24 protein-coding genes are annotated in these 24279 nt (G+C 46.1%); 10 read left to right on the top strand and 14 right to left on the bottom strand.

From position 1 onward, the window contains the following. Positions 1-1378 (top strand): thermosome subunit beta (gene thsB / locus BP688_RS02630; RefSeq protein WP_290624499.1); only part of this gene is annotated, 1378 nt, incomplete at its 5' end. Positions 1379-1383: 5 nt separating this feature from the next. Here thsB and BP688_RS02625 read toward each other — a convergent pair. Further along, positions 1384-1926, bottom strand: a complete 543-nt coding sequence (locus BP688_RS02625) for an XTP/dITP diphosphatase (protein ID WP_290596778.1) — start codon at positions 1924-1926, stop codon at positions 1384-1386. A 78-nt stretch (positions 1927-2004) separates the two neighbouring features. On the opposite strand from BP688_RS02625, the gene BP688_RS02620 reads away from it, so the two are divergent. Next, the gene (locus BP688_RS02620; RefSeq protein ID WP_290596779.1) at positions 2005-2640 is read left to right on the top strand and encodes a hypothetical protein; all 636 of its coding nucleotides are present in this window, start codon (positions 2005-2007) and stop codon (positions 2638-2640) included. A gap of 17 nt (positions 2641-2657) precedes the next feature. Here the strand turns inward: BP688_RS02620 and BP688_RS02615 are convergent, their stop codons facing one another. The 10 genes from BP688_RS02615 to BP688_RS02570 all read right to left on the bottom strand — a co-directional run bounded on the left by BP688_RS02615 (position 2658) and on the right by BP688_RS02570 (position 10378). Beyond that, positions 2658-3065 (bottom strand): VOC family protein, encoded by a 408-nt coding sequence (locus tag BP688_RS02615; RefSeq protein WP_290596780.1) that lies wholly within the window; start codon positions 3063-3065, stop codon positions 2658-2660. Between the two features lie 155 nt (positions 3066-3220). Continuing rightward, positions 3221-3643 carry a type II toxin-antitoxin system VapC family toxin gene (locus BP688_RS02610; protein WP_290596781.1) on the bottom strand — a complete coding sequence of 141 codons (423 nt, stop codon included), beginning with the start codon at positions 3641-3643 and terminating at the stop codon, positions 3221-3223. Beyond that, on the bottom strand, positions 3640-3867 hold the full coding sequence (locus BP688_RS02605) for an AbrB/MazE/SpoVT family DNA-binding domain-containing protein (RefSeq protein ID WP_290596782.1): 228 nt from the start codon (positions 3865-3867) through the stop codon (positions 3640-3642). Before BP688_RS02605 ends, BP688_RS02610 begins: the two co-directional genes overlap by 4 nt. Before the next feature lie 132 nt (positions 3868-3999). Continuing rightward, positions 4000-5148: an acyl-CoA dehydrogenase family protein gene (locus BP688_RS02600; protein ID WP_290596783.1), complete on the bottom strand. Its 1149-nt coding sequence runs from the start codon at positions 5146-5148 to the stop codon at positions 4000-4002. A gap of 4 nt (positions 5149-5152) precedes the next feature. Next, complete coding sequence (locus BP688_RS02595) at positions 5153-5563, bottom strand: Zn-ribbon domain-containing OB-fold protein (protein ID WP_290623896.1); 411 nt, start codon at positions 5561-5563, stop codon at positions 5153-5155. A 4-nt stretch (positions 5564-5567) separates the two neighbouring features. Next, positions 5568-6755: a thiolase C-terminal domain-containing protein gene (locus BP688_RS02590; protein ID WP_394329809.1), complete on the bottom strand. Its 1188-nt coding sequence runs from the start codon at positions 6753-6755 to the stop codon at positions 5568-5570. A 12-nt stretch (positions 6756-6767) separates the two neighbouring features. Next, a complete protein-coding gene (locus tag BP688_RS02585) occupies positions 6768-7253 on the bottom strand; it encodes an ATP:cob(I)alamin adenosyltransferase (RefSeq protein WP_290596786.1) in 486 nt (161 codons plus the stop codon). Beyond that, positions 7237-8277 carry a methylmalonyl Co-A mutase-associated GTPase MeaB gene (gene meaB, locus BP688_RS02580; RefSeq protein ID WP_290596787.1) on the bottom strand — a complete coding sequence of 347 codons (1041 nt, stop codon included), beginning with the start codon at positions 8275-8277 and terminating at the stop codon, positions 7237-7239. The genes BP688_RS02585 and meaB overlap by 17 nt, the downstream gene beginning before the upstream one ends. After that, positions 8267-8689 carry a cobalamin B12-binding domain-containing protein gene (locus BP688_RS02575; protein ID WP_290596788.1) on the bottom strand — a complete coding sequence of 141 codons (423 nt, stop codon included), beginning with the start codon at positions 8687-8689 and terminating at the stop codon, positions 8267-8269. The genes meaB and BP688_RS02575 overlap by 11 nt, the downstream gene beginning before the upstream one ends. A 9-nt stretch (positions 8690-8698) precedes the next feature. Beyond that, a complete protein-coding gene (locus tag BP688_RS02570; protein ID WP_290623894.1) occupies positions 8699-10378 on the bottom strand; it encodes a methylmalonyl-CoA mutase family protein in 1680 nt (559 codons plus the stop codon). A 134-nt stretch (positions 10379-10512) separates the two neighbouring features. Between BP688_RS02570 and BP688_RS02565 the strand changes: the two genes are divergently transcribed. After that, on the top strand, positions 10513-12273 hold the full coding sequence (locus tag BP688_RS02565) for an acyl-CoA synthetase (protein WP_290623892.1): 1761 nt from the start codon (positions 10513-10515) through the stop codon (positions 12271-12273). A gap of 6 nt (positions 12274-12279) precedes the next feature. Beyond that, positions 12280-13104 carry an arginase family protein gene (locus BP688_RS02560; protein WP_290596791.1) on the top strand — a complete coding sequence of 275 codons (825 nt, stop codon included), beginning with the start codon at positions 12280-12282 and terminating at the stop codon, positions 13102-13104. 9 nt (positions 13105-13113) lie between these two features. Here BP688_RS02560 and BP688_RS02555 read toward each other — a convergent pair whose 3' ends face one another. Together BP688_RS02555 and BP688_RS02550 are read right to left on the bottom strand one after the other, a co-directional pair. Beyond that, positions 13114-14709: a sodium:solute symporter family protein gene (locus BP688_RS02555; RefSeq protein ID WP_290596792.1), complete on the bottom strand. Its 1596-nt coding sequence runs from the start codon at positions 14707-14709 to the stop codon at positions 13114-13116. After that, entirely contained in the window at positions 14709-14927 is a 219-nt protein-coding gene (locus tag BP688_RS02550) for a hypothetical protein (RefSeq protein ID WP_290596793.1), read from the bottom strand. Before BP688_RS02550 ends, BP688_RS02555 begins: the two co-directional genes overlap by 1 nt. 164 nt (positions 14928-15091) lie before the next feature. Here BP688_RS02550 and BP688_RS02545 point away from each other — a divergent pair, with 164 nt between their 5' ends. The 6 genes from BP688_RS02545 (at position 15092) to BP688_RS02520 (ending at position 23898) form a co-directional block, all read left to right on the top strand. Continuing rightward, positions 15092-16903, top strand: a complete 1812-nt coding sequence (locus tag BP688_RS02545) for a DUF294 nucleotidyltransferase-like domain-containing protein (protein WP_290596794.1) — start codon at positions 15092-15094, stop codon at positions 16901-16903. Then, entirely contained in the window at positions 16900-17520 is a 621-nt protein-coding gene (locus tag BP688_RS02540) for an exonuclease domain-containing protein (RefSeq protein WP_290624497.1), read from the top strand. The genes BP688_RS02545 and BP688_RS02540 overlap by 4 nt, the downstream gene beginning before the upstream one ends. Positions 17521-17610: 90 nt before the next feature. Then, positions 17611-18933: a CoA transferase gene (locus tag BP688_RS02535; protein ID WP_290623890.1), complete on the top strand. Its 1323-nt coding sequence runs from the start codon at positions 17611-17613 to the stop codon at positions 18931-18933. 9 nt (positions 18934-18942) lie between these two features. After that, on the top strand, positions 18943-20295 hold the full coding sequence (locus tag BP688_RS02530; RefSeq protein WP_290596797.1) for a CoA transferase: 1353 nt from the start codon (positions 18943-18945) through the stop codon (positions 20293-20295). Positions 20296-20318: 23 nt separating this feature from the next. Beyond that, positions 20319-22238, top strand: a complete 1920-nt coding sequence (locus tag BP688_RS02525) for an AMP-binding protein (RefSeq protein WP_290623888.1) — start codon at positions 20319-20321, stop codon at positions 22236-22238. A 4-nt stretch (positions 22239-22242) separates the two neighbouring features. Next, complete coding sequence (locus tag BP688_RS02520; protein ID WP_290596799.1) at positions 22243-23898, top strand: acyl-CoA synthetase; 1656 nt, start codon at positions 22243-22245, stop codon at positions 23896-23898. 3 nt (positions 23899-23901) lie between these two features. Here BP688_RS02520 and BP688_RS02515 read toward each other — a convergent pair whose 3' ends face one another. After that, complete coding sequence (locus BP688_RS02515; RefSeq protein WP_290596800.1) at positions 23902-24201, bottom strand: hypothetical protein; 300 nt, start codon at positions 24199-24201, stop codon at positions 23902-23904. Positions 24202-24279 lie beyond the last annotated feature (78 nt).

Here is a 24279-nt window from a genome sequence, read left to right as displayed (position 1 = left end):
AGACAATGAGGTTGGCGATGGTACAACCACCGCCGTGGTTCTTGCTGGAGAGTTGCTGAAGAGGGCTAAAGAGCTGCTGGATCAGGACATTCACCCAACAATAATTGCAAGAGGTTATAGACTGGCTGCATCGAAGGCTCTTGAAATCCTCGACAGCATCGCCATTGACATAGATGTTGAGGACGAAGAAATTCTGAAGAAGATTGCATCAACGGCTGTAACGGGCAAGCACTCCGAATATGCACTTGATCATCTTGCATCCATTGTTGTTGAAGCTGTTAGGAGGGTTGCAGAGAAGGTCAATGGCAAGTACAAGGTTGACGAGGACAACATCAAAATCGAGAAAAGGCAGGGAGGAAACGTTGCAGATACCAAGCTCGTTAATGGCATCGTAATTGATAAAGAGGTCGTGCACGCAGGAATGCCTAAGAGAGTTAAGAACGCAAAGATTGCAGTGCTGAAGGCAGCTCTTGAAGTAAAGGAGACTGAAACAGATGCCGAAATCAGAATAACCGACCCAGATCAGCTGATGAAGTTCATCGAGCAAGAGGAGAAGATGCTCAAAGAGATGGTTGACAAGCTGGCAGAGGCAGGGGCAAACGTTGTGTTCTGCCAGAAGGGTATTGACGACTTAGCCCAGTACTACTTGGCTAAGGCCGGAATTCTGGCAGTGAGGAGAGTTAAGCAGAGTGACATCGAGAAGATTGCCAAAGCATGTGGAGCGAAGATACTCACAGACCTCAGAGAAGTTAATAGTGCTGATCTCGGAGAAGCTGAGCTGGTTGAGGAAAGGAAAGTTGGAGACGAGAAGATGGTGTTCATCGAGGGCTGCAGAAATCCTAAGGCCGTCACACTGCTTGTCAGAGGTGGCAGCGAGCATGTGGTTGATGAGGTCGAGAGAAGTCTGACAGATGCAATAAAGGTCGTCAAGGCTGCCTTGGAGAGTGGAAAGGTCGTTGCTGGTGGTGGAGCTCCAGAGATTGAAGTGGCGCTGAGGCTGAGAGACTGGGCGCCATCACTTGGAGGAAGGGAGCAGCTTGCCGCAGAGGCCTTTGCATCAGCAATGGAGGTCATACCGAGGGCGCTGGCTGAGAATTCAGGTCTTGATCCAATTGACATCCTTGTTGAACTCAAGAGGGCTCATGAAGAGGGCAAGAAGACCTATGGTGTTGACGTTTTCAACGGTAAAGTCGTCTGCATGGAGGAGAGAGGTGTGCTTGAGCCCTTGAGGGTGAAGAAACAGGCAATAAGCAGTGCCACAGAGGTTGCAATAATGATCCTGAGAATTGACGATGTCATCGCTGCCAAAGGGCTTGAGAGCAAAGAGGGGCCTGAGGGCGAAGGAGGAGGAGAGGAGGAAGAATCTTCTGAAGACTGAATTTTTTAATCTTTTTCCTTTAACCACATAAAGAGCTTTTCAAAGGCTCTTCTTCTGTGCGAAACTCTGTTTTTCTCCTCCGTCTCCATTTCAGCAAATGTTCTCCCATTGTAGAGGAATATTGGGTCGTATCCAAAACCCCCTGCTCCTCTCGCCTCTCTTGCAATCTCTCCCGAAACCATACCTGTAAAAATGTGAACATCTTTTCCATCGAAATATGCCACCACTGCCTTGAAGTATGCCTTTCTGTTCTCCTCCCCTTTCATGAGCTTCAGTATTCCCTCATTGCCAATAGTCTTGAAAACGTAGCTTGAATAAGGTCCCGGAAAGCCCTTCAAAGCCTCAACAAAAAGCCCGCTATCTTCAATGACAAAGTCTCCGTCTACTTTCTCAGCCAGCATTTCCGCACTCAGCTTGGCTATTTCTTCAAGAGAGTTTCCCTGTGGCTCTATATATTCCATTTTCAGCCATTTAACCTCAACACTGTACTTTGCAGCAAGTTCCTTAGCCTCTCTGAACTTTCCCTCATTGGAGGTTATGAAGTACATGCCCTGAAGTGGAGAATGGATTAAAAAATGGTTTGGCAAAATGGTAAATATTAAATAATCCAGAAAAATTCGAATGATATGCCAACACAAGCAGCTCTTCAGGCTCTGTCAATTCTCAGAGATGCATCCCAGTTTCAGTGGTATGTCATTACCCTCTTTTTGGTTGTGATTTACATCTACGCCTCGGAAATTTCCGCTAAGAACTACAGGGCTGTGTTTGCTGCGTTAGCCTTCTGGGGGATGGACTGGTTTAACGAAATCTGGAATGCTCTCGTGTTTCACTTCACAAATTACGCTGCCGTATGGATGGCGCCCGGAAAGACTTCCTATCTAATCCTCATTGGGTTGAATATTGAAATATCAATGATGTTCGCAATAATGGGTATTGCAGCAACAAAGATTCTACCTGAGAACAAGAACGAAAAGGTATTTGGTGTAAACAACAGAATTTTCTATGCGGTTGTACTTTCCGCAGCCTGTGTATTTGTTGAAATTCTGCTGAACGCTGCCAATGCGCTTGTCTGGGAATATTGGTGGTGGAATACGAATATGCCCTTCCTGATCTTTCTCATTGGCTACCTGCCTTTCTTCCTCGTAGCCTACTGGGTGTACGATATGGACTCAACAGAGAAACAGGCTGCAGTGACCTTTGGTATTCTTGGATTTGATATGACACTATTGGCAATATTCTCAGGATTTCTTGGATGGATTTGAAGGGCTTGGTTATAAAATCAAACCTGAATAAACTCCAGAGTTATGCCGATGTCTTTCTCCGTGTCAAGGTACGCGTACCTTACACCAGCTATCTCGCCCTGCTCAACAACGTCAATACCCCTCTTCTTGGCAATTCGGAGTTTTTCATCCAAATCCTTCACAAAGAATCCAATGTGGTGCAATCCCCCTCCCTTACGCCTGAGAAAATCTGCATGGATTGTCTCGCCCTCGATGACCTGAATGAGTTCAAGTTGCACCTCGCCGAGATTGGTCAAACCAATTCTGATCTTTCCTCTCTCCTGCTCCGTTTCGAAGGTGACAAAGTCAATGCCAAACTTTTCCTTGAAATACTCAGCAATTCGATCGAGGTTGTCGGTAACAACCCCTATCTGATCTATTTTCAGGTCGCCAAATTCGGATGACATGTTAAAAATGGAACGATAAAAAATAAAAATGTATCTGTAACATCCCCAGACTCGTAAAATTTACCTTATCACCAGTATTATTTTCAGTATTATATAAGTCGTGGAGCAAGTTTTAGATTACGTGTTGAAATTAGGCAAGAGGGTTTAACAAAACATTAAAATCCAACTTCACCAAGTTTCTCTTTTTCTACAACCTCTCTTATTACAGGATCAAGGTCTAAATACTCTAATCTGTCTATGATAGCAATTGAAGCGTGAAGCGAATCGAAAAAAGTTAGTTCTCTGTATTTCTTCCTCAATTCCGCCGAAAGAGCTAAATGCTCCGCTCTCAAGCAAGCATACTGAACCTTAGTATACATTTTTATTGCATCCTCGATAGATAGGAAAGCGGTGCTAATGATATCTTCATCCAACCCCTTACTTCTAAGCAAAAGTGAAAGCTCGATAAGGGAAGGAGAAGATATGTAGAGTTTGATCTCGCCTTTTTTAGCTTTTTTCAATACATCCATTGCTCTTTTATGGTGAGAATCATCAGGATTCAGTGCAAGGAGAAAACCTGTTTCGACAAGTGCTCTCATTCATTCACCAGTTTTATAGCTTCACTTTCAGCGACCTTTCTAATTTCTCTGGAAAAGCTCAAACCAGAAAAAGCTTTCCTGAGGTTTTCAAACGGGTCTTCTGCTTTTCTTATAACCAATTTATCTCCCTCTACGGAGATTGCGACCTCGTTATTAATCCCAAGTTTCTCTCTGATTGCCTTCGGTATTGTTATTCTACCCCTTTTATCAATTTTGACCCTCATTAAATTAATTTACCCACAGAAGTTATAAAATCCTATCGTTTTGGTGTTAGGCCCAGTAAAAGAATAAATTATCTCCACAAAATGTTTCCGGCTGGGTTTGATGGCAGGAAATAATTTTAGAAAATGACAGAATTACCTATTAATCTTCCCAGCTAAACTCCTCGCAATTACAATCCTCTGAGCCTCGCTCGTCCCCTCGTAGATGGTTCCAACCCTTGCATCCCTGTAGTAGCGTTCAATGTCGTATTCCTTGCTGTATCCGTAGCCCCCAAATATCTGCAAAGCCTCGTATGTAACCCTAACAGCAGCCTCACTCGCAAAGAGCTTTGCTGCTGAGCTTAAAGCTGGCAAAGGTTTGCCCTGATCTATCAGCCACGCTGCCTTGTACACCATAAGTCTTGCAGCCTCAATGTCCTTCCACATATCCGCAAGCTTGAACTGGATTGCCTGATGCTCGATCAGAGGTTTTCCAAAGGCCGTTCTTTCCTTCGCATATTCCAAAGCCCTCTCGTAAGCTCCAACCGCCATTCCGAGATGTAATGCGGCAATTTTAACCCTGCTCTCGTTGAAAAACTCCATGAGCTGATAAAATCCTCTGTTCTCCTCCCCGAGCAGATTCTCTGCAGGAACCTTTACATTTTTCAGAGTGATCTCAGCAGTATCGTGGCAGTTGAGTCCCATCTTCTCTATCCTTCTCGCTTCATAGCCCTCAGTATTGGTCTCCACAATGAATGCCGTGATGCCCCTGTGAGGGGGTTCCACCTCAGCCGTCTTCGCCATCACAAGGGTGTGACCAGCGACGCTTCCGTTGGTTATGAAGGTCTTTGAGCCGTTGAGAATCCAGTATTCTCCCTCTCTAACAGCCTTAGTCCTCATCGCTGCCACATCCGTCCCGCAATCTGGCTCGGTAATGGCAATGGCTGATGGAGCTTTACCGCTCACAACTGGAGGGATGTATTTCTCCTTCTGCTCCTCTGTGCCATATCTCAGAATCATTGGAACGCCGAGGATAGCCAAGTCAATGGCAGTTCCGATACTGCTGTCCGCCCTCGTTAGCTCCTCGCTGATTATAGCTTCACCAAGATAGTCCATCCCCGCCCCACCATACTCCTCTGGAACACTCGCTCCCACATAACCAAGCTTTGCGGCCTTTCTGAATATCTCCATTGGATACTCCCTTTTCTCGTCATATTCCTTGCCGTAGGGCATTATTTCCTTCTCGGCAAACTCCCTCACTGCGTTCTGAAGCATTCTGTGCTCTTCATCAAGCTCAAAATTCATCCTTTCACCTCTCCAGTTTAAACATGGGAACTACCCTTCTCTTCTTGTCCGGGTAGAAAGGCTCTGTCGGAAACTCCTTGCCGTAAACGCTCACTCTCGCCCCTATCAGTTCTTGGCCAAGCTTCTCTACCTCCTCATTCGGCAAATCAATCCTTCCAACGATCCAAGGCCCCTCGTCAAGCTCGACCATTGCAACGGTGTATGGAGTTTCCTCAGTATAGCCTGACGGAGCTACATAGGTTGTGGTGAAAGTCCTTATCACACCTCTACCGCTCATCTCCACAGCTTCAAGGTTCCTGCTCCCACATTCATCACATGTCGCTTTCGGCGGACACGTGTAGCTACCACAGTCATTGCACTTTTGGCCGATAACCTTTCCCTCTAAGAGGGCGTTGAAGAAGTCAACAAACCTCACATTCTCACCTCCTGTGCACGCTGAAAATCATGTTAACCAGCGTTCCAAAATCTCCACCAAGCGTGTCGGTCATTGCTGTTTCTGCATTCTTTACTGGATTCTCCTTGAATTCCCCTCTCAGCTGCTTAACCACCGAATAAACTTGTGATACGCCAGTCGCTCCAACAGGATGCCCCTTACCAATCAGCCCTCCATCCGGGTTGACTGGCAGATCACCATCAATACTCGTAACACCATCCCTCACCGCATAGCAACCCTGCCCATACTCGAAGAAACCCATGGCTTCAGTGGCTATTATCTCCGCAATTGTAAAGCAGTCATGAATTTCCACAAAGTCTATGTCCTTGGGACTCATGTTGGCTTCCTTGAAGGCCATCTGCGATGCCGTCCTCCTCGGAACAGCTCTAATTATATCCTCCTTCTGCCTGAACAGCCCACCCGCTGAAGACTGTCCCGTCCCCCTCACGTAAATCGGCGTGTCAACCAAGTCTTCAGCTAAATCGGCAGCTGCGATTATCGCGGCACTCCCACCATCGGTCATGGGACAGCAGTCCAGAAGTGTTAGGGGTGAGCTTATCATTCTCGAATTCAACACATCCTCAACCTTCAAATCTCCCAGCTTGCCGTAGAACTGTGCCTTGGGATTGATGGCCCCATATTTATGGTTCTTAACAGAAACCATGGCCATCATCTCTCTCAGCTCCTCAAGTGGAATTTCGTATTTCTTGGCATAAAGCCTCGCCGCCAAGGCGAACACACCCGGAAATGTTAGACCGGCAGTGATTTCGTAAACCCCATCTACCGCTGTAGCCAATGCCCTCGTTCCAATTTCAGTTCCCGCTGTGTAAAGCCTTTCACTCCCGCCAACAGCCACAATATCATAATAACCGGCAGCAACAGCCCTCACAGCCTCCCTGAAGGCGACACTCGAAGAGGCACATGCCCCCTCGTATCTAATCGCAGGAATTCCCCTCAGCCCAATCTCGTCGGCCATAAAACCTGACAGATTACCAGAGCCGTCAGTCATCTCTCCCACAAAGTTTCCGTAGTAGAGAGCCTGAATGTCCTTCAGCTCAATGTTGGATCCTTCAAAAGCTTCATAAAACGCCTCAGCAAACAAATCAACAAGTGATTTATCCGGATGCTTTCCGAACTTTGTCATTCCAACTCCAAGAACAGCAACATCCCTCAAAAACAACACCCCCTAAATCTTTTCAAAATCCCTACCCTCTTTAAGGGTCATGAGGTAGAGAAGGTAGTTGAGCTTGTTCAACCACTCAACAACGTTCATACCAACCACACCTTCTCTGTAAAGCCTTACTGCTATCCTCTCTGCCCTCCTCACAACAGCCCTTGCAACGCTCAGGAATGCAGTTGGCTCGTCCTTTTCAAGTATGACGAAGCTATTAGGCTTCCTGACAGCATCTTCAAACTCCTTCACTTTACCCATAAGCCACTCATAATCACTCTCTGCGAGAGAGCTTTTCGCGTACTCTACACCAACAACAAACATCTTTCTCTGAACTTCCCCAAGCGTTCTCTTTACCTCTTCATCTCTCGCAAAAACCTTTGCAAGCCCTATGAAGGCATTAGCCTCATCCAGAGTCCCCACATACCACGCAATGTTGGAATCTTTACTGACGACTTTTCCGTTGGCAGTAACTGTTACGCTACTATCTTTCCTTTGCATTTTTTAACACCTCTTCCACTATCATATCTGCCGCTGTATATGGATCAATTTCATTCCTCGCAAGCTTTGCAATCACATCTCTGTAGTTCGTTTTTTCCTTAACAAGCTTAATCACGTCATTCATGACAATCTCAAAGAGTTCTCTCTTTACCCTCTCCTTCCTCCTCTTCTCTATCAATCCCGTCTCCTCCATATACTTGAAATGTCTCTCAATGGCATCAGCAAGCTCTGCAATCCCCTCTCCCTTATCTGCCACAGTCTTTATAACCGGAGGACACCATCCCTTCCTGCGCTCAAAAAACTCACCGCTCGCAACCCTCGCCTCGTCTGCATGAGTCATCTGGGACAGCATCTGAACGCTCTCCTCATCCAGAGAGAGCATGTATCTCAGCCACCTTTCAACCTTCTCCGCCCCTCCGAGATCAGCCTTGTTGACCACGTAAATATCTCCGATTTCGAGAATTCCTGCTTTGTTAACCTGAATCTCATCTCCAGTTTCAGGCATCATTACTACCACTGAAGTATCCGCAACCTCTATGATGTCAACCTCGCTCTGCCCCGCTCCGACAGTCTCAACGAGAATGATGTCGAAACCGAAGGCGTCGAGCAGCCTTACAACATCTCCTGTCTTCGCCGCTAAACCTCCAGCCCTACCGCGAGAGCTCATACTCCTGAAGAATACTCCTGGATCCGTCCACAGAGGTTTTCTTGAGTCCATTCCATCCAGCCTTAACCTGTCTCCAAGCAAGGCTCCTCCTGTAAAGGGTGAACCGGGATCAATGGCTATTATACCAACCTTCTTTCCTCTTTTTCTAAATTCCTCCGTCAGCTTACTAACCAAAGTGCTCTTACCAACTCCCGGAAAGCCAGTAAGTCCCACAATGTGAGCTTTGCCGGTATTGGTAAAAATCCTCTTCATTATCTCCTTCGACTCCGGATATTCGTTTTCCACGTAGGTTATGGCCCTCGCTAAAGCCCTTCTGTTGCCGGAAAGCAGCCCCTCAACAAGCTCTTCAACTTTCATTCTTCTTCCTCTTCTCAGGCAGTTTCGTTTTTATGAATTCAACAATCTCCGAAATGGGGGTTCCGGGGATGAAGACCTCATCTACCCCCATTTTCTTCAACTCAACAATATCATCGGTCGGAATTACACCCCCAACCAGAATCAGCATTTCATCAGGATTGCCTCCATACTCTCTGATGTAGTTTATCACTTTTGGCACCAAGGCAAGATGCGCACCGCTATGCAAGCTTATCCCGACAACATCAACATCCTCATCCACAGCAGCCATCGCAACTTCCTGGGGGGTTCTATGCAATCCAGTATAGATCACTTCGAAGCCTGAATCCCTCAGAAATCTCGCCAGAACCTTTGCTCCTCTATCATGCCCATCGAGGCCTACCTTCGCCACCAGAACTCTTATTTTCTTCTCCATTCAACCACCTCAGATGATGATTGGTTTCTTGTATGTGCCGTAAACCTCCTTCAGCACACCCATTATTTCTCCGATTGTGGCGTAGCTCCTGACAGCTTCCATTATCGGCGGCATCACGTTCTCATCATTTTCCGCAGCACTCCTCAACCACTCTAAAGCCTCCCTTACCGCTTCATTGTCCCTCTCGGCCTTAACCTTTTTGAGCCTCTCAATCTGTCTTCTCTGCACTTCTGGGTCAACCTTCAGTATGGGAATTCTGAGTTCCTCCTCGATGGTAAACTTGTTAACACCAACAACTATCCTTTTACCCTCCTCAATCTCCCTCTGGTATCTGGCTGCAGCATCAGAAATCTCCCTAACGAAGAAACCGTTCTCGATTCCCCTCAGCACACCCCTGAGCATGCTGCCGTCTCCCATCTTCCTGATATCCTCGATGTATTTCCACGCAAGCTTCTCCATCTTGTCTGTCAGCCACTCAACGTAGTAACTTCCCGCAAGCGGGTCAACAACGTTGGGTATTCCGCTCTCATAAGCAATTATCTGCTGCGTCCTCAATGCAACCCTCACAGCCTCCTCACTCGGCAGAGCCCAGGCTTCATCAAAGCTGTTTGTGTGCAAAGACTGAGTACCACCAAGCACGGCAGCCATTGCCTGAATTGTAGTTCTCACTACGTTGTTCAGAGGCTGCTGGGCTGTCAGAGAGCATCCTGCAGTTTGAGTGTGGAACTTCAGCCACCATGACCTCGGATCTTTTGCCCCATACTCATCCCTCATTATCTTTGCCCACATCCTCCTCGCTGCCCTGAACTTCGCAATTTCCTCGAAAAAGTCGTTGTGCGAGTTGAAGAAGAAGCTGAGCTGAGGAGCAAGGCGGTCTATGTCTATCCCTCTCTCTATAGCAGCCTCAACGTAAGCCATTCCGTCTGCGATTGTAAAGGCAAGCTCCTGAACAGCAGTAGAGCCAGCTTCTCTGATGTGGTAGCCAGAGATGCTAATTAGGTTGAACTTTGGTACATTCTCAACTCCCCATTCGAAGATGTCCACTATAATCTTAAGAGAGGGTTCAGGAGGCAAAACCAAGGTGTTTTGAGCATGGAATTCCTTAAGCATATCATTCTGAATCGTCCCTCTTATTTTCTCCTTGGGCACCCTCTGCTTTTCAGCAATGGCAACGTACATTGCAAGTATTATCCCCGCTGGTGGGTTTATTGTGAAGGAAGTGGAGACCTGATCGAGTGGAATGCCGTCGAAGAGTATTTCAAAGTCTTTCAAAGTGTCAATAGCCACACCTACCTTTCCTACCTCTCCGTCTGCAAGTGGGTCATCGCTGTCCACACCCATAAGAGTTGGAAAGTCAAATGCTGTGCTTAAGCCCGTCTCTCCTTCCTCAAGGAGCATTTTCCACCTTCTGTTCGTATCTTCAGCGGTTCCAAAGCCTGAGAACTGTCTCATCGTCCAGAGTCTTCCTCTGTACATATTCGGATAAACTCCTCTTGTGAAGGGATACTCTCCGGGGTAGCCAATGTCCTTCACAAAGTCGAGGTGTTCTATATCCAAAGGGTCGTAGACGGTCTTAACTTCCACACCGGATAACGTCTCAAACCTTTCTTCCCTTTGTCCAGCCTTCTGAAGCCAAGGTTTCAGACATTTCTCTTCCCATTCCCTTCTTTTTTCATCTATCCTCGTCATTGATACTTGGTTTATTTTAAAGACTTAAAACTTTTCCATTAATTCGCCATGTTTCAAAATTCTTAAATACTACGTAAAACAATAGCGATTAAATATTGCGTAAAAACCTTGAATAAGTCGAGGTTGGTGTTAGTATGGGGTTAGAAGATGTGTATAAGGAATTTATAGAAATTACAAAACTGCCGGACGACGAGACAAAAGAAAAAGCTATGATGGGTTTCTTTGACAAGCTGAACAAGATGCAGTTGCCTGAGTACTTCAACTGGGCTGAGGAGGTTTTTGAAGGAATACACGTAAAAGAGAGAGGTGATCAGAAGGCACTGATCTGGTCGAACATTGAGACAGGAGAGAAAAAGGAGTTTACATACGAGGAGTTTGCTGCAGAAGGAAACAAGGTTGTTAATTTCCTGAGGGGACATGGAGTGGAGAAAGGAGATAGCTTTTACATGATGATCCCACTGCTTCCTGAAATCTGGTTTTCAACATTCGCCACGGTGAAAGGTGGCTTCATTGGAGTGCCCACTGCAACAACCATGACCGTCAGAGATTTGGAGTATAGGTTCAGAGTCTATCCACCTGTTGCCGTAATAGCCGATGAAAACTCCGCAAAGTCCATTGATGAGGCTCTCAACAATGTTGGTGTCACGCCGAAGGTAAAAATTGTAATTGGAGACAGAGAGGGGTGGGAGAGTTACGACAGTATAAGGAAAGAGTCCTCAGAGGCTGAAGCTGCTAAAACAAAACCAGATGATACGATATTCAGCTTCTTCACCTCAGGAACCACTGGATTGCCAAAAAGAGTTGCTCATACAGCCACTTCGTATCCACTCGGCCACCTGGTAACCGCAAGCATCATAAACGTTCAGCCGGGAGACATTCACCACAACCTCAGTGCCCCAGGCTGGGCGAAGTATGCTTGGAGTTCCTTCTTTGCCCCTCTAATTGTAGGAGCCACGGCAACAGGATTTTACTTCACAAGGCTAAACGGAGACCTTTATTTGCAGGCTGTGTCTGAATTCAAGGTAAACACCTTCTGCGCTCCACCAACAGCATGGAGGCTTTTTATGTTCTCCGATCTATCCAAATATGACTTCTCAGCACTGAGAGATGTTGTAAGTGCTGGAGAACCTCTCAATCCGGAGCTTTACGAACAGTGGAAGAAGTATACTGAGACCGAGATCAGAGACTTCTACGGACAGACAGAGAGTACGGCGATGATAGGCAACCCGCCGTGGTATAAGGGTGAAAAGATAATCCCCGGCTCCTTCGGCAGACCAACCTTCATGTATGATGTGACACTGGTTGATGATGAGGGGAATGAGATAACAAAGCCCAACGAGGTAGGACACATAGTCGTAAGATTGGACAGGTGGAGACCGATAGGGTTGTTCAAAGAGTATATGGGCGATCCCGAGAAGACGGCGAAGGTTTTCGTTGGCAATTACTATTACACTGGTGACAAGGCTTTCTTCGACGAGAAGGGCTACTGGTGGTTCGTTGGCAGAGCGGATGATGTCATAAAGACTTCCGACTACCGTGTTGGACCTTTTGAAGTGGAAAGTGCTTTGATTGAGCATCCGGCAGTGGCTGAGGCTGCAGTAGTTGGCAGTCCACACCCGATAAGATACCAACTCGTTAAAGCTTTCGTGATGCTTGCACCCGGCTACGAACCATCACGAGAGCTCGCCCTTGAACTTTTCCAGCACTGCAAGAAGATTCTTGCAAGATACAAGATTCCAAGAATAATCGAGTTCGTACCAGAGCTGCCGAAGACCATCAGTGGTAAGATAAGGAGGGTAGAGCTTAGACAGATTGAGGAGGAGAAGAGAAAGAAAGAAGAAAGAGGGGAGCACGAGTACTTCTACGATGACTTCCCAGAGTTGAAATCCTCTTAATTTTTTATGGTTACAGGTGTTTTCTATCACCCTTCTTTCAGCAGAAGAAGCTATTTAACTCTTGGAACGAGGCTCAAAGATTTCCCAGAAGCCTTTGAGGAATTAAAGGGTCAGAACTTCAGGCTCATAATTTCTCCTCCTGTCGAGACCGAGTTAATTCTGAAAGTTCATACTGAAGATCACCTGAAAGGTGTTGAGCAAGATTCACTCTGCTCCACTGCATGGCATTCTGCGGGAGGAGTTGTTAAGGCTGCTGAGATGGTATACAGTGGAGAGCTGAGAAACGCCTTTTGCTACATCGGTGCTGGAGGGCATCACGCAAGTAGAGACTACTTCTGGGGATACTGTTGCTTCAATGATGTTATTCTTGCCATCAGAAACCTCTACGACAAGTTCGGCAGGATAAGGATTGCGATTATTGACACCGATGCCCACCACGGTGATGGGACAAGGCAGCTTGTTGAACTGCTGAACTTCAACATACTGCATTTCTGTCTATGCGGAAACGATTATACCTCAAAGGATGGACTGAAAGTTGATGTGAGCTATTTTTCCCATGACTACTTTAATGCAATTGAGATGTTCTCTGGAAGAGTAGAGGAATTCAAACCTGAAATGATCTTCTGGTATTTCGGCCACGACACGCACGTTGGGGAGTATGGAGATGTTGGTTTGACCGTCTCGGATTACACTAAAACCGCAAGAAGGTTGAAGGACTTGGCTGAAAACCTGTGTAGCGGAAAGCTGGTTGTGGTGCTTGGAGGAGGTAGTATACCCAAAATTGCCAGAGAATCCACTTTAGCAATAATTAAAGAGCTTTTTAAAAAATAAAGATTAAATTTAAACTTCTTTCGTCAGCTCAATACAGTATTTCTCCACAGCCTCCTTCTCAACCGGCTTTGTGATCAGTGAAACGATTATGAACAGTATGAATCCAACGGGTATTGCCCAAACCTGGTGCGGTGTGATTAGAGCGGTCTTGTCTCCGAACAGCACGTCGTTGAGGAAGAAGAACGCATGGTGTCCAAGAACGAGTTTTGCTTTAAGCCATGCATAGAGGTGCAGCGGGGTCATGATGATTGCAGTGGTCCACATTGCAGCTCTGGTAGCTCTCTTCCACCAGAGACCAAGAATCAATCCGGGTCCAAGAGCTGAGATTATAACTACAAACGCCCACCCTGAGAGGTCAAGCACAAGTCCCGGTGGGTTGACGGCAATCGCAAGTCCAACGAGAAGGAATATCACTGAAATGATTCTGGCAAGGGTGATCGGGTTCTCCTTTGCATACCTGCTCTTAAGCATCATGTCTCCCCAATCCCTCGTAACGAGGGTGTTGACGACCATGACCCATCCAGCGGCGGTTGACATGGCGATGGCTAAACCACCAGCACAGAGTATGCCGAGAATCCACGGGTTCTGTAATGCTTCAACTGCTGCAACCATCGAATAGTCTGGCCAGCCTCCAACTCCGTATTGTGCCATGTAGTTCTTCAGTATTGACACAGCATTGGCTCCCTCTCCACCCATTGGGCCAGTTTCAATCAGAAGCTTCGAACCAGCACCGATAATCTGCAATGCCATGTAGAATATACCTGCAGCCAGCGTGCACCAGAAAATACTTCTCCTTGCAGTCTTGATGTCCATAGTTGTGAAGAACCTGACAACCGTGTATGGCATTGTTGCGAATCCGTAGTGCCAAACGAAGAACCATCCTATGACAGCGATCCACGTTCCGCTGAGGAGATGGGGCACTTCAGGATCGCTGGGAGTGTTCCAGAATTTGGGATTGTTTGCAGCAACTGCCTCGTAGAATCCGCTAATACCTCCGAGCTTTATAAGGATGGCAACTGCAGCAATCACAGCTGCGAGCGTCATCAGGAAAGCTTGGAAGGCAGCGTTCCAGCTTGTTGCAATCATCCCTCCCCAGACAACGTAAAGCATAACTATAATCGTTCCAACGATAACTCCAACAATATACGGCACCTTTGCAATAGCGAGAAGGAAGAGAGCCATACCCACGATTGAGAGAGTTATATACAGCACCGCACCAATAACAGTAACTATGCCAACAAGCCATCTCAGTCTTTGATCGTTATATCTGTCCGCGTAGTAGTCAGCGAAGCTTGTTGGTGCGTATTTTCTCAGTGCTGATGCAGTGAGAAGAGTTGCTATTGGCATTCCTGCGATGATAGCTGACATCGCCCACCAGAAAGGATAACCGAGAATGAAAATGTATGCTGGCAGTCCAAGCATTGATGCAGGACTGAGATACGTTGATTCCAGAGCAAGACCATTCACAACAGCACCAACCTGCCTTCCTGCAACGTAGTAGTCAGTAGCGCTCTTCAGTCTCTGCCTCGAATAGTACCCGATTGCGACTATGGCTAAAAAGTACAGCACAGTTATTCCTACAACTGGAGCCTCTACCGTCACCATTAGGCACCACCTCTCGCCTCTTCAGCCTTCTCTGGGAAGTAGAAGTAGATCACAGACATCAGCAGCGGTATCAGGAAAGTCCCTAAGAACGACGCATACCAGAACGGCAGTCCTACTACATGATTTATCCCTGAAGTTGCTTCCGCAATCCAGCAAATCGCTACAAAGCCGTAGTATACTACCAAACCTACCCAAAACACCTTCGGTGGCCAAGGCATTTTTTCACCCTCCAACTACAAACTTACTTCCCGATTAGTAGTGAAAGTTTTAACATATTTAAATTTTTTGATTTTACTAATCATAAATTTTGAACAATATCAAGAGTGATTGAGAGGAGGTAACCAAAAACCTTTATAAACTCGAATAATTTATTGTTCAAAAAATGTTGCCTCCGAAAGAGTTTATAAAAAGAATAAGACCCTTCAGCTTCCTCAGAGACAATGAGATAGATTTGCTGCTTAATGAACTTGAGGTTGAAGCTTTCGAGGAAGGAGAAATGATACTTAAGAAGGGGGAGAGAAGCGACTACGTTTACCTTGTCTTTTCTGGCAGAGTTGGGATTTATGAAAACGGAGAGCTTGTTGACCAAATTTCAAAGGGAGAAATTTTTGGTCTCTTCCAAACACATGACAGAGAGGCGATAGCCGAAGAGGACACGATATGCTATCTGATAAAAAGGAGATCCTTTGAGGAGTTGATGGAAAGAAACAGAAAGTTCGCAGAGTTTTTCAAAAGTTTTGAAGAGAGGAAGTTCAGAAGAATCGCAGAAATTTCGAGGGAAGAGAGCATTACAGAAAGACTGTTTCTCGCGAGGGTTGGAGAACTCGTTTCTAAAAAGCCTGTGGTTTGCTACCCACACACCAGTATAAAGGATGCAGCGATAAGAATGGAAATGAGCGGGGTTGGTTCAATTGTTGTCGTCAATGGAGATATGAGGCCTGTGGGGATTTTAACAAGTAAAGATTTGAGGGGATTCATCATACATGGAAAGACACCTGAAGAAAAGGTATCAGCTTACATGAGCTCTCCTGCCGTGACTATTGAGGCTGATGCTCCAGTTTTCGAGGCTCATCTGGAGCTGCTGAAAAGAGGTATCAACCACCTTGTGGTAACAAAAAACGGAAGGGTCGAGGGTGTTATCACTGCCAACGACGTTCTCATGCTCTTTGAACCCACCACATCCCTTGTTGTTCTCTACCGGAAGCTGAAGAAGTCCAGGAATATTGATGAGATGAGGTCAGCATTTACAAGCCTGAAAATCTCTATTGCAAATTTGGTTTTGAAAGGTATGCACTTTTACGATCTCTCAGCTTTACTTACGGACATCTACGATTACGTTGTCGAGAAGACTATTGAAATCATAGTGAGTGAAATGGAAAAAGACTACGGAAAACTTTCGGACTTTGTCTGGGTACATATGGGAAGCTCTGCGAGAAAAGAGCAGGTTATAGCAACCGATCAGGATAACGCAATAATCCACTCCGGTGATAATGAAGCTATGCTTGAGCTCGGAAAGAGAGTTTGCGAGACACTTGATTACATCGGAATACCAAAGTGTCCGGGGAACTACATGGCTTCCAATCCCAAATGGAATATGGACGTTGAAAAATGGAAGAAGATGTTTCATGAATGGTTCATGAATCTCACATCTGAGAACGTTCGGTATCTGTCAGTTTTCCTCGATTTGAGGCCGATTTATGGAGAGGAGAAGCTTTACCGCGAGTTGATGGAAGAGATAAAGCAGAGCTTCACAAGTCAGTCCCTCAGATTTCTTGCATACGATGCAACCATGTTCGAACCTCCAGTAGGTCTTTTCGGTCTGAGGAGATTAAGAGAAGTGGATATCAAGATGCGCGGTATATATCCCACGACCAACGGAGTAAGGGTCCTTGCATTGGAGAGTGGATTTATTGATATTACAAACACAAAGGAGAGACTTGAAAAGCTTGGAGAGATCAAACTGATAGAGGAAGATTTGCTGAACTCTCTCAAAGAGGGTTATGAGTTCTTGCAAGACCTGAGGCTCAAGAATCATTCGAAAGGTTTGCTTGAGGGAAAAGAGGGGAGTGCGAATATTGTAAAACTCTCTGAAATTGATAAAATTGATGCTCTGGTTTTAAAGGAGACCTTTAAGATAATTTCGAGATTTCAGAAATTTTTAAAGGGACACTATGGCATTGAGAGGGGGTTATGATGAATATAAGAGAAGCAAATTTTATCTCAATTGATCTCGAAACCACAGGGCTGAACCAGAAAAAGGACGAGATATTAGCGATTGGCGCAGTTCCGATTTTAGGAACGAGAATCATGGCCGGAGAAAGCTATTACACTCTTGTAAGACCAAGTAAATTTCGAATTGATACTATTAGAATCCACGGTCTTAATCCTAAGGAGCTCGAAAATGCGCCGAACTTTTCTGAAATTGCTGAAGAAGTCTTCAGACTGATCAAAGGTAGAATCATTGTCGGATACGCAGTCGAAATTGATTACAACTTTCTTAAAAGGGCTTTTAAGATTGAGGGATACAAGCTGAAAAACCAGACCCTTGATGTTATTGATTTGGAGAGAGCGGTGTGCTACATACTCGGCGAAAGACCGATCAGTGAGATGACACTTGATAATCTTGCTGAAAAATACGGGATAAAGACTCCTTACAGACATAACGCTCTTGCTGATGCTTTCATAACTGCTCAGATATTTCAGATTCAACTTTTGAGGAGTATAAAGTATGGGATCAAAACCATTGACAAATTGTTTGAGTTGATAAAGAGGGGTGAAATAGATAGACAGTTTGGTTCTCATATATTTTAGATTTATATCTATAACTTTTTAAATTTCTAAATCGAAAAACTTATACATTTGAAATTAACTGAATTATTAATACTGCAAGGAGGGATTGTATTGAACGAGTATATGGAGTTTGTTAAAAATTTGCTCGGCGCTGAGGAAATCTTCGACAGGCCCGAACCTCTGAAAGGAGTGAGAATTCTGGAGGTCTGCTCAGTGGTACTTGGACCTTCTGCTGTGGACTATCTCGCAGAATTTGGTGCTGAAGTCATTAAATTTGAGGCAAAGAGAGGAGACCAGATGAGATACGTAACACCATACGCATTTTTCTGGAAAAATCTGTCTCCCGGATTGTTGGAGCAAAACCACAACAAGTACTGGGTTGGAATGCACCTCGGGCATCCAAAGGCAAGAGAGCTTTTCTATGAATTCGTAAAAAGGAGTGATGTTGTGGTTGATAACCTCACTCCCGGCAGACTGTCGAAGTGGGGGGTGAGTTATGACAGGCTGAGAGAGATAAATCCAAGAATAATACAGCTGCACGTTTCCGGATTTGGCACATGGGGTCCATATACAGGAAGAACGTCCTACGACGCGATAGCCCAAAGTGAGGGTGGGTTGGCTTATATCACTGGCTTCGAGGGCAGGGGTCCTCTCAAGTCAGGTGTTTGGATAGCAGACTGGACTACCGCTTTGATGTGTGCAATCGCAATAGTTGCTGCCCTCAACTACAGAGAAAGGACTGGAGAAGGGCAGTACATAGACTACTCCCAAGTTGAGAACGTCATCAGATTTCTCGACTGGACCTGGACATACGTTGACATGACGGGCGAGAACAGAGAGAGGGTCGGAAACAGAGATTTGGCAATCTGCCCTTCAGACTTATTCGACTGCAAGGATGGATGGATTGCGATTGTTGCCTTTACAGAAGAGGAGTTCATGGGGCTTTGCAAAGCAATGGACAGGATGGATTTGTATGAGAAATTTGCTGATCCCTTAGAGAGGCTTAAGGATGAGAATGCAAGGTATATTCTGAAGGAGATAGCTGCGTGGGCTAAGAACAAGACCGTTAAAGAGATTGAGGAACTTGCTGATAAGTATGGTTTTGCTGCAACACATGTTGTTGATGCTGAAGAAGCCTACTACAGTGAGCATCTAAGAGAGAGAGGAGCAATTATGGAGTACGATGACCCGCTCTATGGAGAATTTGTAGAACCATGCTATCCCCCAAGAATGGAAACACCATCAAGGCTGAAGTGGGGTGCAAGGCCCATAGGCTTCGACAATGAGTTCGTTTTGACCAAATACCTCGGCCTGAGTATGGAAGAAATTGAACAATTGTATGAGGAGGGCGTGATCTACAAGTGGAATCCAGATGTTCCTCCACAATGTCCGCCGCCAGACTGGGATGGAAAGAAGGGATTGAAATTCCCGTGAGGTGGTAAAATGGAAGAGAAAACGATTGTTGGAATGGCCTTAGACCCCCAATATGCGAGATTCGTCTACAACGAAACAAACCCTGATGATGTCATGAGAAAGCCTGAGGCTTTGGATGATGTGACTGTCCTTGATATGAGCTATGGAAACTTTGCTGGTCTTTTTGCATCTTCTATTCTGGCTGAACTTGGGGCTGAGGTTATCAGGATAGAGCCACCTGAAGGAGATATTGCAAGGAAGATGACTCCTTACGGAATAATGGTCAAAGATGCTGGCTTGGCATACCTGACAGAGGGTAGAAACAAATTCCATGTTACGTTGAACATTGAGAGTGAGGAAGGGAGAGACATCCTTAAGAGGTTGGTAAAGAAGGCAGATGTATTGATAGAGTCATTTAAGCCCGGATACATGGATTCACTCGGCGTTGGCTACAGACAGCTCAGAGAGATAAATCCAGGTCTGATTTACTGTGCAGTCAACACCTATGGACAGTTTGGAAAGGATGCGGAGGAAAGGGCAAATCAGCCTGACTACGACCTTACCGATCAGGCAAGAGGAGTAGTTATGTCAGTGACTGGAGAACCTGATCTGGACCCAGAGGTGCCAGATGAGTACAAGAAGCCTCTGAAACACGGAAACTGGATGGGGTGGTATGTTGGTGGAGCTTGGGCTGCCTTTGGCATACTGCTCGCTATGTTCTATAAAAGAAAAACCGGAAAGGGTCAGATGATTGATGCCGCTCCGCCTGAGGGTATGCTTGCAATTTCAAACTACCTGATGCAGTACTTCCATCTGACAAAGAAGAAGATGGTCAGGGCTGGTAATTTCGACTATGCCGTGTTCCCCTACACCTATGTGAAATGCAAGGATGGTTACACCTTCATGTCAGGCTTTACAGATCCAAACTGGGCTGCTTTGTGTGAAATCATGAACCGTCCCGATTTGCAACAGCAGTATCCCACCATCAAGGAAAGGCTAAACCCCGAGAATCAGCCGAAGATTCAGCATGAAATAGAGAAGTTCACAATGAACTACACAGCAGCAGAACTTCTGGAGATAGTAACTGAATACTCCAGAAGGCCAGATAAAAAGGGTACCGTTGTTACAGGAAGGTTGAACGCTCCAAAGGAAGTTCTCGACATCGAGCATTTCAAAGTCAAGAGAATGTTTGTGAAGCTTAAAGACCCACACTACGGAGAGGTGCTGGTTCCCAACTCGACACTTAGATTTATGTCCAAGACGCCGGGAAGAGTTAAGTGGGTATGCAGACCGATTGGAGCTGACAACGAGTATATTTATGGCAAGTATCTTGGTATATCGGGCAAGAAACTTGAGAAGCTTAGGGAGAAAGGAATTGTCTAATTTTATTTTTTAAGGTGGTGAAAATGAGTTTTGTATGGCATCCGCCAAAGGAGCTTGTTGAAGAGTCCAACGTTAAGGCCTTCATGGATGCAGAGGGATTTTCCGACTACAAACAGATGGTCGAGAAGTCAACAGACGATATAGAGTGGTGGTGGAATAAGGCAGTTGAGTGGCTAAACGTGGAGTGGTTTGAACCATACAAGAAAGTCTACGACATGTCCAAAGGAGTGGAGTGGACAGACTGGTTCGTGAGCGGTAGGGTTAATGTGGCTTATAACGCCCTCGACAGGCATAAGTCAAAGAGAAACAAACTTGCCTTTATCTGGCAGGGAGAGGACGGAGATGTTAGAAAGTATACATACCTCGAGCTTTACAGGGAGGTAAACAGGCTCGCAAACGCCCTTAAGGCTTACGGAGTGGGTAAAGGCGACGTGGTTGCACTCTATCTTCCAATGTTTCCCGAAACAGTTGTAACGCTTTTTGCAGCCATGAAAATCGGTGCAGTTGCGATGCCCATCTTCTCCGGCTACAGTTCCGCTGCGATAGCAACGAGACTGGTAGATTCTGAAGCAAAGGTTGTTGTTACAGCAGATGCAAGCTACAGAAGGGGTAAAGCAGTTCCGCTGAAGCCCGAACTGGACAGGGCTCTGGAGAGGACAAAGGTGGAGAAAGTTGTTGTCGTCAACAGGGCTAACACAGAAATTGAGATGAGGGAAGATAGGGACGTTTACTGGGATGAGATAAAGGAGAGCACAAAGTGTGAAACCGTCGAAATGGATCCAAACGACCCGGCACTGCTGCTTTACACTTCCGGAACCACGGGTAAGCCAAAGGGCGTGGTGCTTTCCCATGCCGGAGTGCTGCTGCAAAGCAGCAAGGAGATTTTCTTCAACATGGATTTAAAGCCTGAAGATGTTTTTCTGTGGATCACCGACATAGGCTGGATGATGGGGCCGTGGCAGATCATTGGCTGTCAGCACCTTGCTGGCACACACGTTCTGTTTGAGGGTGCTCCAGATTACCCAGAGAGAGATAGAATATGGGCGATGATCGAAGAATTTGAGATCACTCAAGTTGGTGGTTCTGCGACAGTTTACAGGCTGTTAAAGAGGTATGGGGATGAAGCGGTCAAGCAGCATGATTTAAGCAGTTTAAAGGCTACGGGCAACACGGGAGAGCCGATAGACCATGATACGTGGATGTGGCTGCTGAAGGTAGTGGGTGAGGAGAGGTGCCCCATTATAAACCTCTCAGGTGGAACAGAGATATTCGGTTGCTTCCTTCTCCCCTCCCCGGCAATGCCTCTTAAGCCTACAACACTCGGATATCCGGGATTGGGAATGGATATAGACGTTTTTGATGATGCTGGCAACTCCGTGAGACAACAGATTGGTTACTTGGTCTGCAAGAAACCTGCACCATCCATGACCAGAGGTTTCTGGAGAGACCCCGAGAGGTATATCAAAACCTACTGGAGTCGCTGGAAAGGAGTGTGGTATCACGGAGACTGGGCTTATGTTGATGAAGATGGATTCTGGTTCCTCTTTGGAAGGGCAGATGATGTCATAAAGGTTGCGGGAAAGAGAATGGGTCCGGCAGAGATAGAGACCATCGTCAACTCAATTCCCGCTGTGCAGGAGTCAGCGTGTATTGGAGTTCCGCACGAACTGAAGGGAGAGGTTGTGTGGGTCTTCGTAACACTGAAACCCGGATACGAGCCGAGTGAGGAGTTGGAGAAGGAGATCATTGACAGAATCGTCAAGGAATTCGGAAAGCCCTTCAAACCCGAGAGAGTAGTTTTTGCTCCTGATCTGCCAAGGACGAGGAGCGGAAAGATAATGAGGAGGTTGATAAAGGCCGTTGTGGCCAAACAGGAGCTTGGTGATACCTCTGCTTTGGAGAATCCCGAGTCGCTTGATAAGATAAAGGAAGTTTTGAGGTGATAGTGTGGATATTGAGAAGTTTATCGTGCCAAAAGAAACTTGGCCTGAGATAATAATCCCCGACGAGGTGCAGCAGTATATTGGGGAAAGGAAGGAACTGAATCTGGCAGAAGAGCTACTGGACAGGAACATAAAGGAAGGTAGGGGAAGAAAAGTAGCAGTTTACTTTGAGGACAGAAGGGTTACCTACAGGGACATCTACAGGTTGAGCAATAAGATTGCCAATTTTTTGGTTGCTACGGGAATTCAACCCTACGACAGGGTTGGATTTAGGACGAGGAATATGCCCGAGGCCATTGCAGTAAACTTCGGTATAATGAAGGCCGGAGCAATTCCAGTGCCTTTGAACCCCATGTGGGCTGGCAAGGAGATTTCATTCGTCTCGAACAACGCCGAAATAAAAGCTCTGTTTGTGAGTGGTGACGAAAGAGTTTTTCCTGCAGTGAATGAAGTAAAGGACGAGATAAAGACTGCCAGAGCTATGGTCGTGCTTGATGGTGAAAAGGAGGGATTCACTCCGTTTTCAGAAGTTCTTGCTGAGAGTGCGAAGTTTGATCCAGTTCCGCTGAAACTTGGGACTCCGGCGCTCATCCTCTACACCTCGGGAACCACTGGCCTGCCTAAAGGCTGCGTGCACTTCGTTGAGAACGTAATTTCCTCTGTTTATCTCGTGGGTAAGCACGTGTGGAAACTCACACCAGAGGACGTTGTTGGGGGGCCTGCTCCCGTTAGCTTCGCGATGGGTTACGGGAACGGCTGTCTCATACCTTACCTCCACGGTGCTGCGGCAAGCATCTGGCCGAGGTTTACGGTCGAGAATTTCTTCAGATACGTAGAAGATCACGGTATAACAGTGTTCTCCTCACTCCCAACATCCTACAGGATGATCCTCGCAGACCCAAAGCTGGAGGAATACATGCAGAAATACGACATAAGCAGTCTGAGGCTTTTCACCGGTGGTGGAGAAGCTCTGGGCGCTGAAACAGCAAAGAGATGGAAGGAAGTGTTTGGCATGGATATTTACGAGTCTTTGGGAGCTACAGAAATGTTGCATATCTGCATCGCCAACGCCTGCGCTCCGAAACCAGTTGCTGGAAGCATAGGCTTCCCTGTGCCGGGCTACATTGCTAAAGTGGTTGACCCGGAGACGGGCAAGGAGTGTGGAGCCGATGAGGTAGGAAGTTTATACATCAAGGGCCCAACTGGAATCAGATACTGGAATCATCCGTCCAGAAACCTGCAAGAAAAGCAGTCGAAGAGTGTGAGAGATGGCTGGAACGTTCTTGGCGACTTCGTCAGAAAGGACGAAAACGGCTACATATACTTCGTTTCGAGAGATGATGACCTCATCAAATCCAGCGGCTACAGAATCGGGCCAGATGAGATAGAACAGCCGTTGAACACTCATCCTGCCGTTGCCGAGTGCGCAGTGATTGGTGTTCCCGATCCCGAGGGAATAAGAGGGCAGGTTGTGAAAGCAATAATCAGGGTGAAAGAAGGCTATCAGGCAGATGAAAAGCTCAAGGAGGAAATTCTAACCTTCCTCGAAAAACACATCGCCAAATACAAGCTTCCAAGGATAATTGAGTTCACAGACAAGCCATTACCGAGAACGCCGACGGGGAAAATTATCAGAAGGTTGTTGAGGCAACAGAACTAATTACTAATTTTTACCCTTTATTATTTTTACTACATCCATTACCAGACAGGATGTCACGCTATAACGGTTCTTTATGAAACTGTGGAACTTGCCACCCAATAACTGACCGGAGAAAAATGCTGCAATCAAAACTGGAAACGTTATCAGACTCCAGCCCAAATTTGATAAAAACCTGATAGCTATAGTAATAGGCACAGGAACGTGTATAGCCAAGAACCACTGTATTGAGAGCTTTTCAGTATTTGCTCTCCAATATCCAAAGAATACATTAATGGACAAGACCGTCAAAGCTGCTTCGGGCATATTCACATGTGGTTCTTTGTTTGGCTGCTTTTTAATTTTCTGATTTGTCCAAAACTTACAGCTACAGAAAAACTTAAA

It is taken from the genome of Archaeoglobus sp. UBA230, from assembly GCA_002507545.1.
Taxonomy (GTDB): Archaea; Halobacteriota; Archaeoglobi; order Archaeoglobales; family Archaeoglobaceae; genus Archaeoglobus.
The sequence above is the reverse complement of the archived record's forward strand: the minus strand, read 5'-3'. Positions and strand labels throughout refer to the sequence as shown.

Coding starts and splice junctions, on each gene's coding strand:
- BP688_RS02625 (WP_290596778.1), bottom strand. CDS start 1,926: ATGTACTTCATAACCTCCAATGAGGGAAAGTTCAGAGAGGCTAAGGAA.
- BP688_RS02620 (WP_290596779.1), top strand. CDS start 2,005: ATGCCAACACAAGCAGCTCTTCAGGCTCTGTCAATTCTCAGAGATGCA.
- BP688_RS02615 (WP_290596780.1), bottom strand. CDS start 3,065: ATGTCATCCGAATTTGGCGACCTGAAAATAGATCAGATAGGGGTTGTT.
- BP688_RS02610 (WP_290596781.1), bottom strand. CDS start 3,643: ATGAGAGCACTTGTCGAAACAGGTTTTCTCCTTGCACTGAATCCTGAT.
- BP688_RS02605 (WP_290596782.1), bottom strand. CDS start 3,867: ATGAGGGTCAAAATTGATAAAAGGGGTAGAATAACAATACCGAAGGCA.
- BP688_RS02600 (WP_290596783.1), bottom strand. CDS start 5,148: ATGAATTTTGAGCTTGATGAAGAGCACAGAATGCTTCAGAACGCAGTG.
- BP688_RS02585 (WP_290596786.1), bottom strand. CDS start 7,253: ATGCAAAGGAAAGATAGTAGCGTAACAGTTACTGCCAACGGAAAAGTC.
- meaB (WP_290596787.1), bottom strand. CDS start 8,277: ATGAAAGTTGAAGAGCTTGTTGAGGGGCTGCTTTCCGGCAACAGAAGG.
- BP688_RS02575 (WP_290596788.1), bottom strand. CDS start 8,689: ATGGAGAAGAAAATAAGAGTTCTGGTGGCGAAGGTAGGCCTCGATGGG.
- BP688_RS02570 (WP_290623894.1), bottom strand. CDS start 10,378: ATGACGAGGATAGATGAAAAAAGAAGGGAATGGGAAGAGAAATGTCTG.
- BP688_RS02565 (WP_290623892.1), top strand. CDS start 10,513: ATGGGGTTAGAAGATGTGTATAAGGAATTTATAGAAATTACAAAACTG.
- BP688_RS02560 (WP_290596791.1), top strand. CDS start 12,280: ATGGTTACAGGTGTTTTCTATCACCCTTCTTTCAGCAGAAGAAGCTAT.
- BP688_RS02555 (WP_290596792.1), bottom strand. CDS start 14,709: ATGGTGACGGTAGAGGCTCCAGTTGTAGGAATAACTGTGCTGTACTTT.
- BP688_RS02550 (WP_290596793.1), bottom strand. CDS start 14,927: ATGCCTTGGCCACCGAAGGTGTTTTGGGTAGGTTTGGTAGTATACTAC.
- BP688_RS02545 (WP_290596794.1), top strand. CDS start 15,092: ATGTTGCCTCCGAAAGAGTTTATAAAAAGAATAAGACCCTTCAGCTTC.
- BP688_RS02540 (WP_290624497.1), top strand. CDS start 16,900: ATGATGAATATAAGAGAAGCAAATTTTATCTCAATTGATCTCGAAACC.
- BP688_RS02530 (WP_290596797.1), top strand. CDS start 18,943: ATGGAAGAGAAAACGATTGTTGGAATGGCCTTAGACCCCCAATATGCG.
- BP688_RS02525 (WP_290623888.1), top strand. CDS start 20,319: ATGAGTTTTGTATGGCATCCGCCAAAGGAGCTTGTTGAAGAGTCCAAC.
- BP688_RS02515 (WP_290596800.1), bottom strand. CDS start 24,201: ATGCCCGAAGCAGCTTTGACGGTCTTGTCCATTAATGTATTCTTTGGA.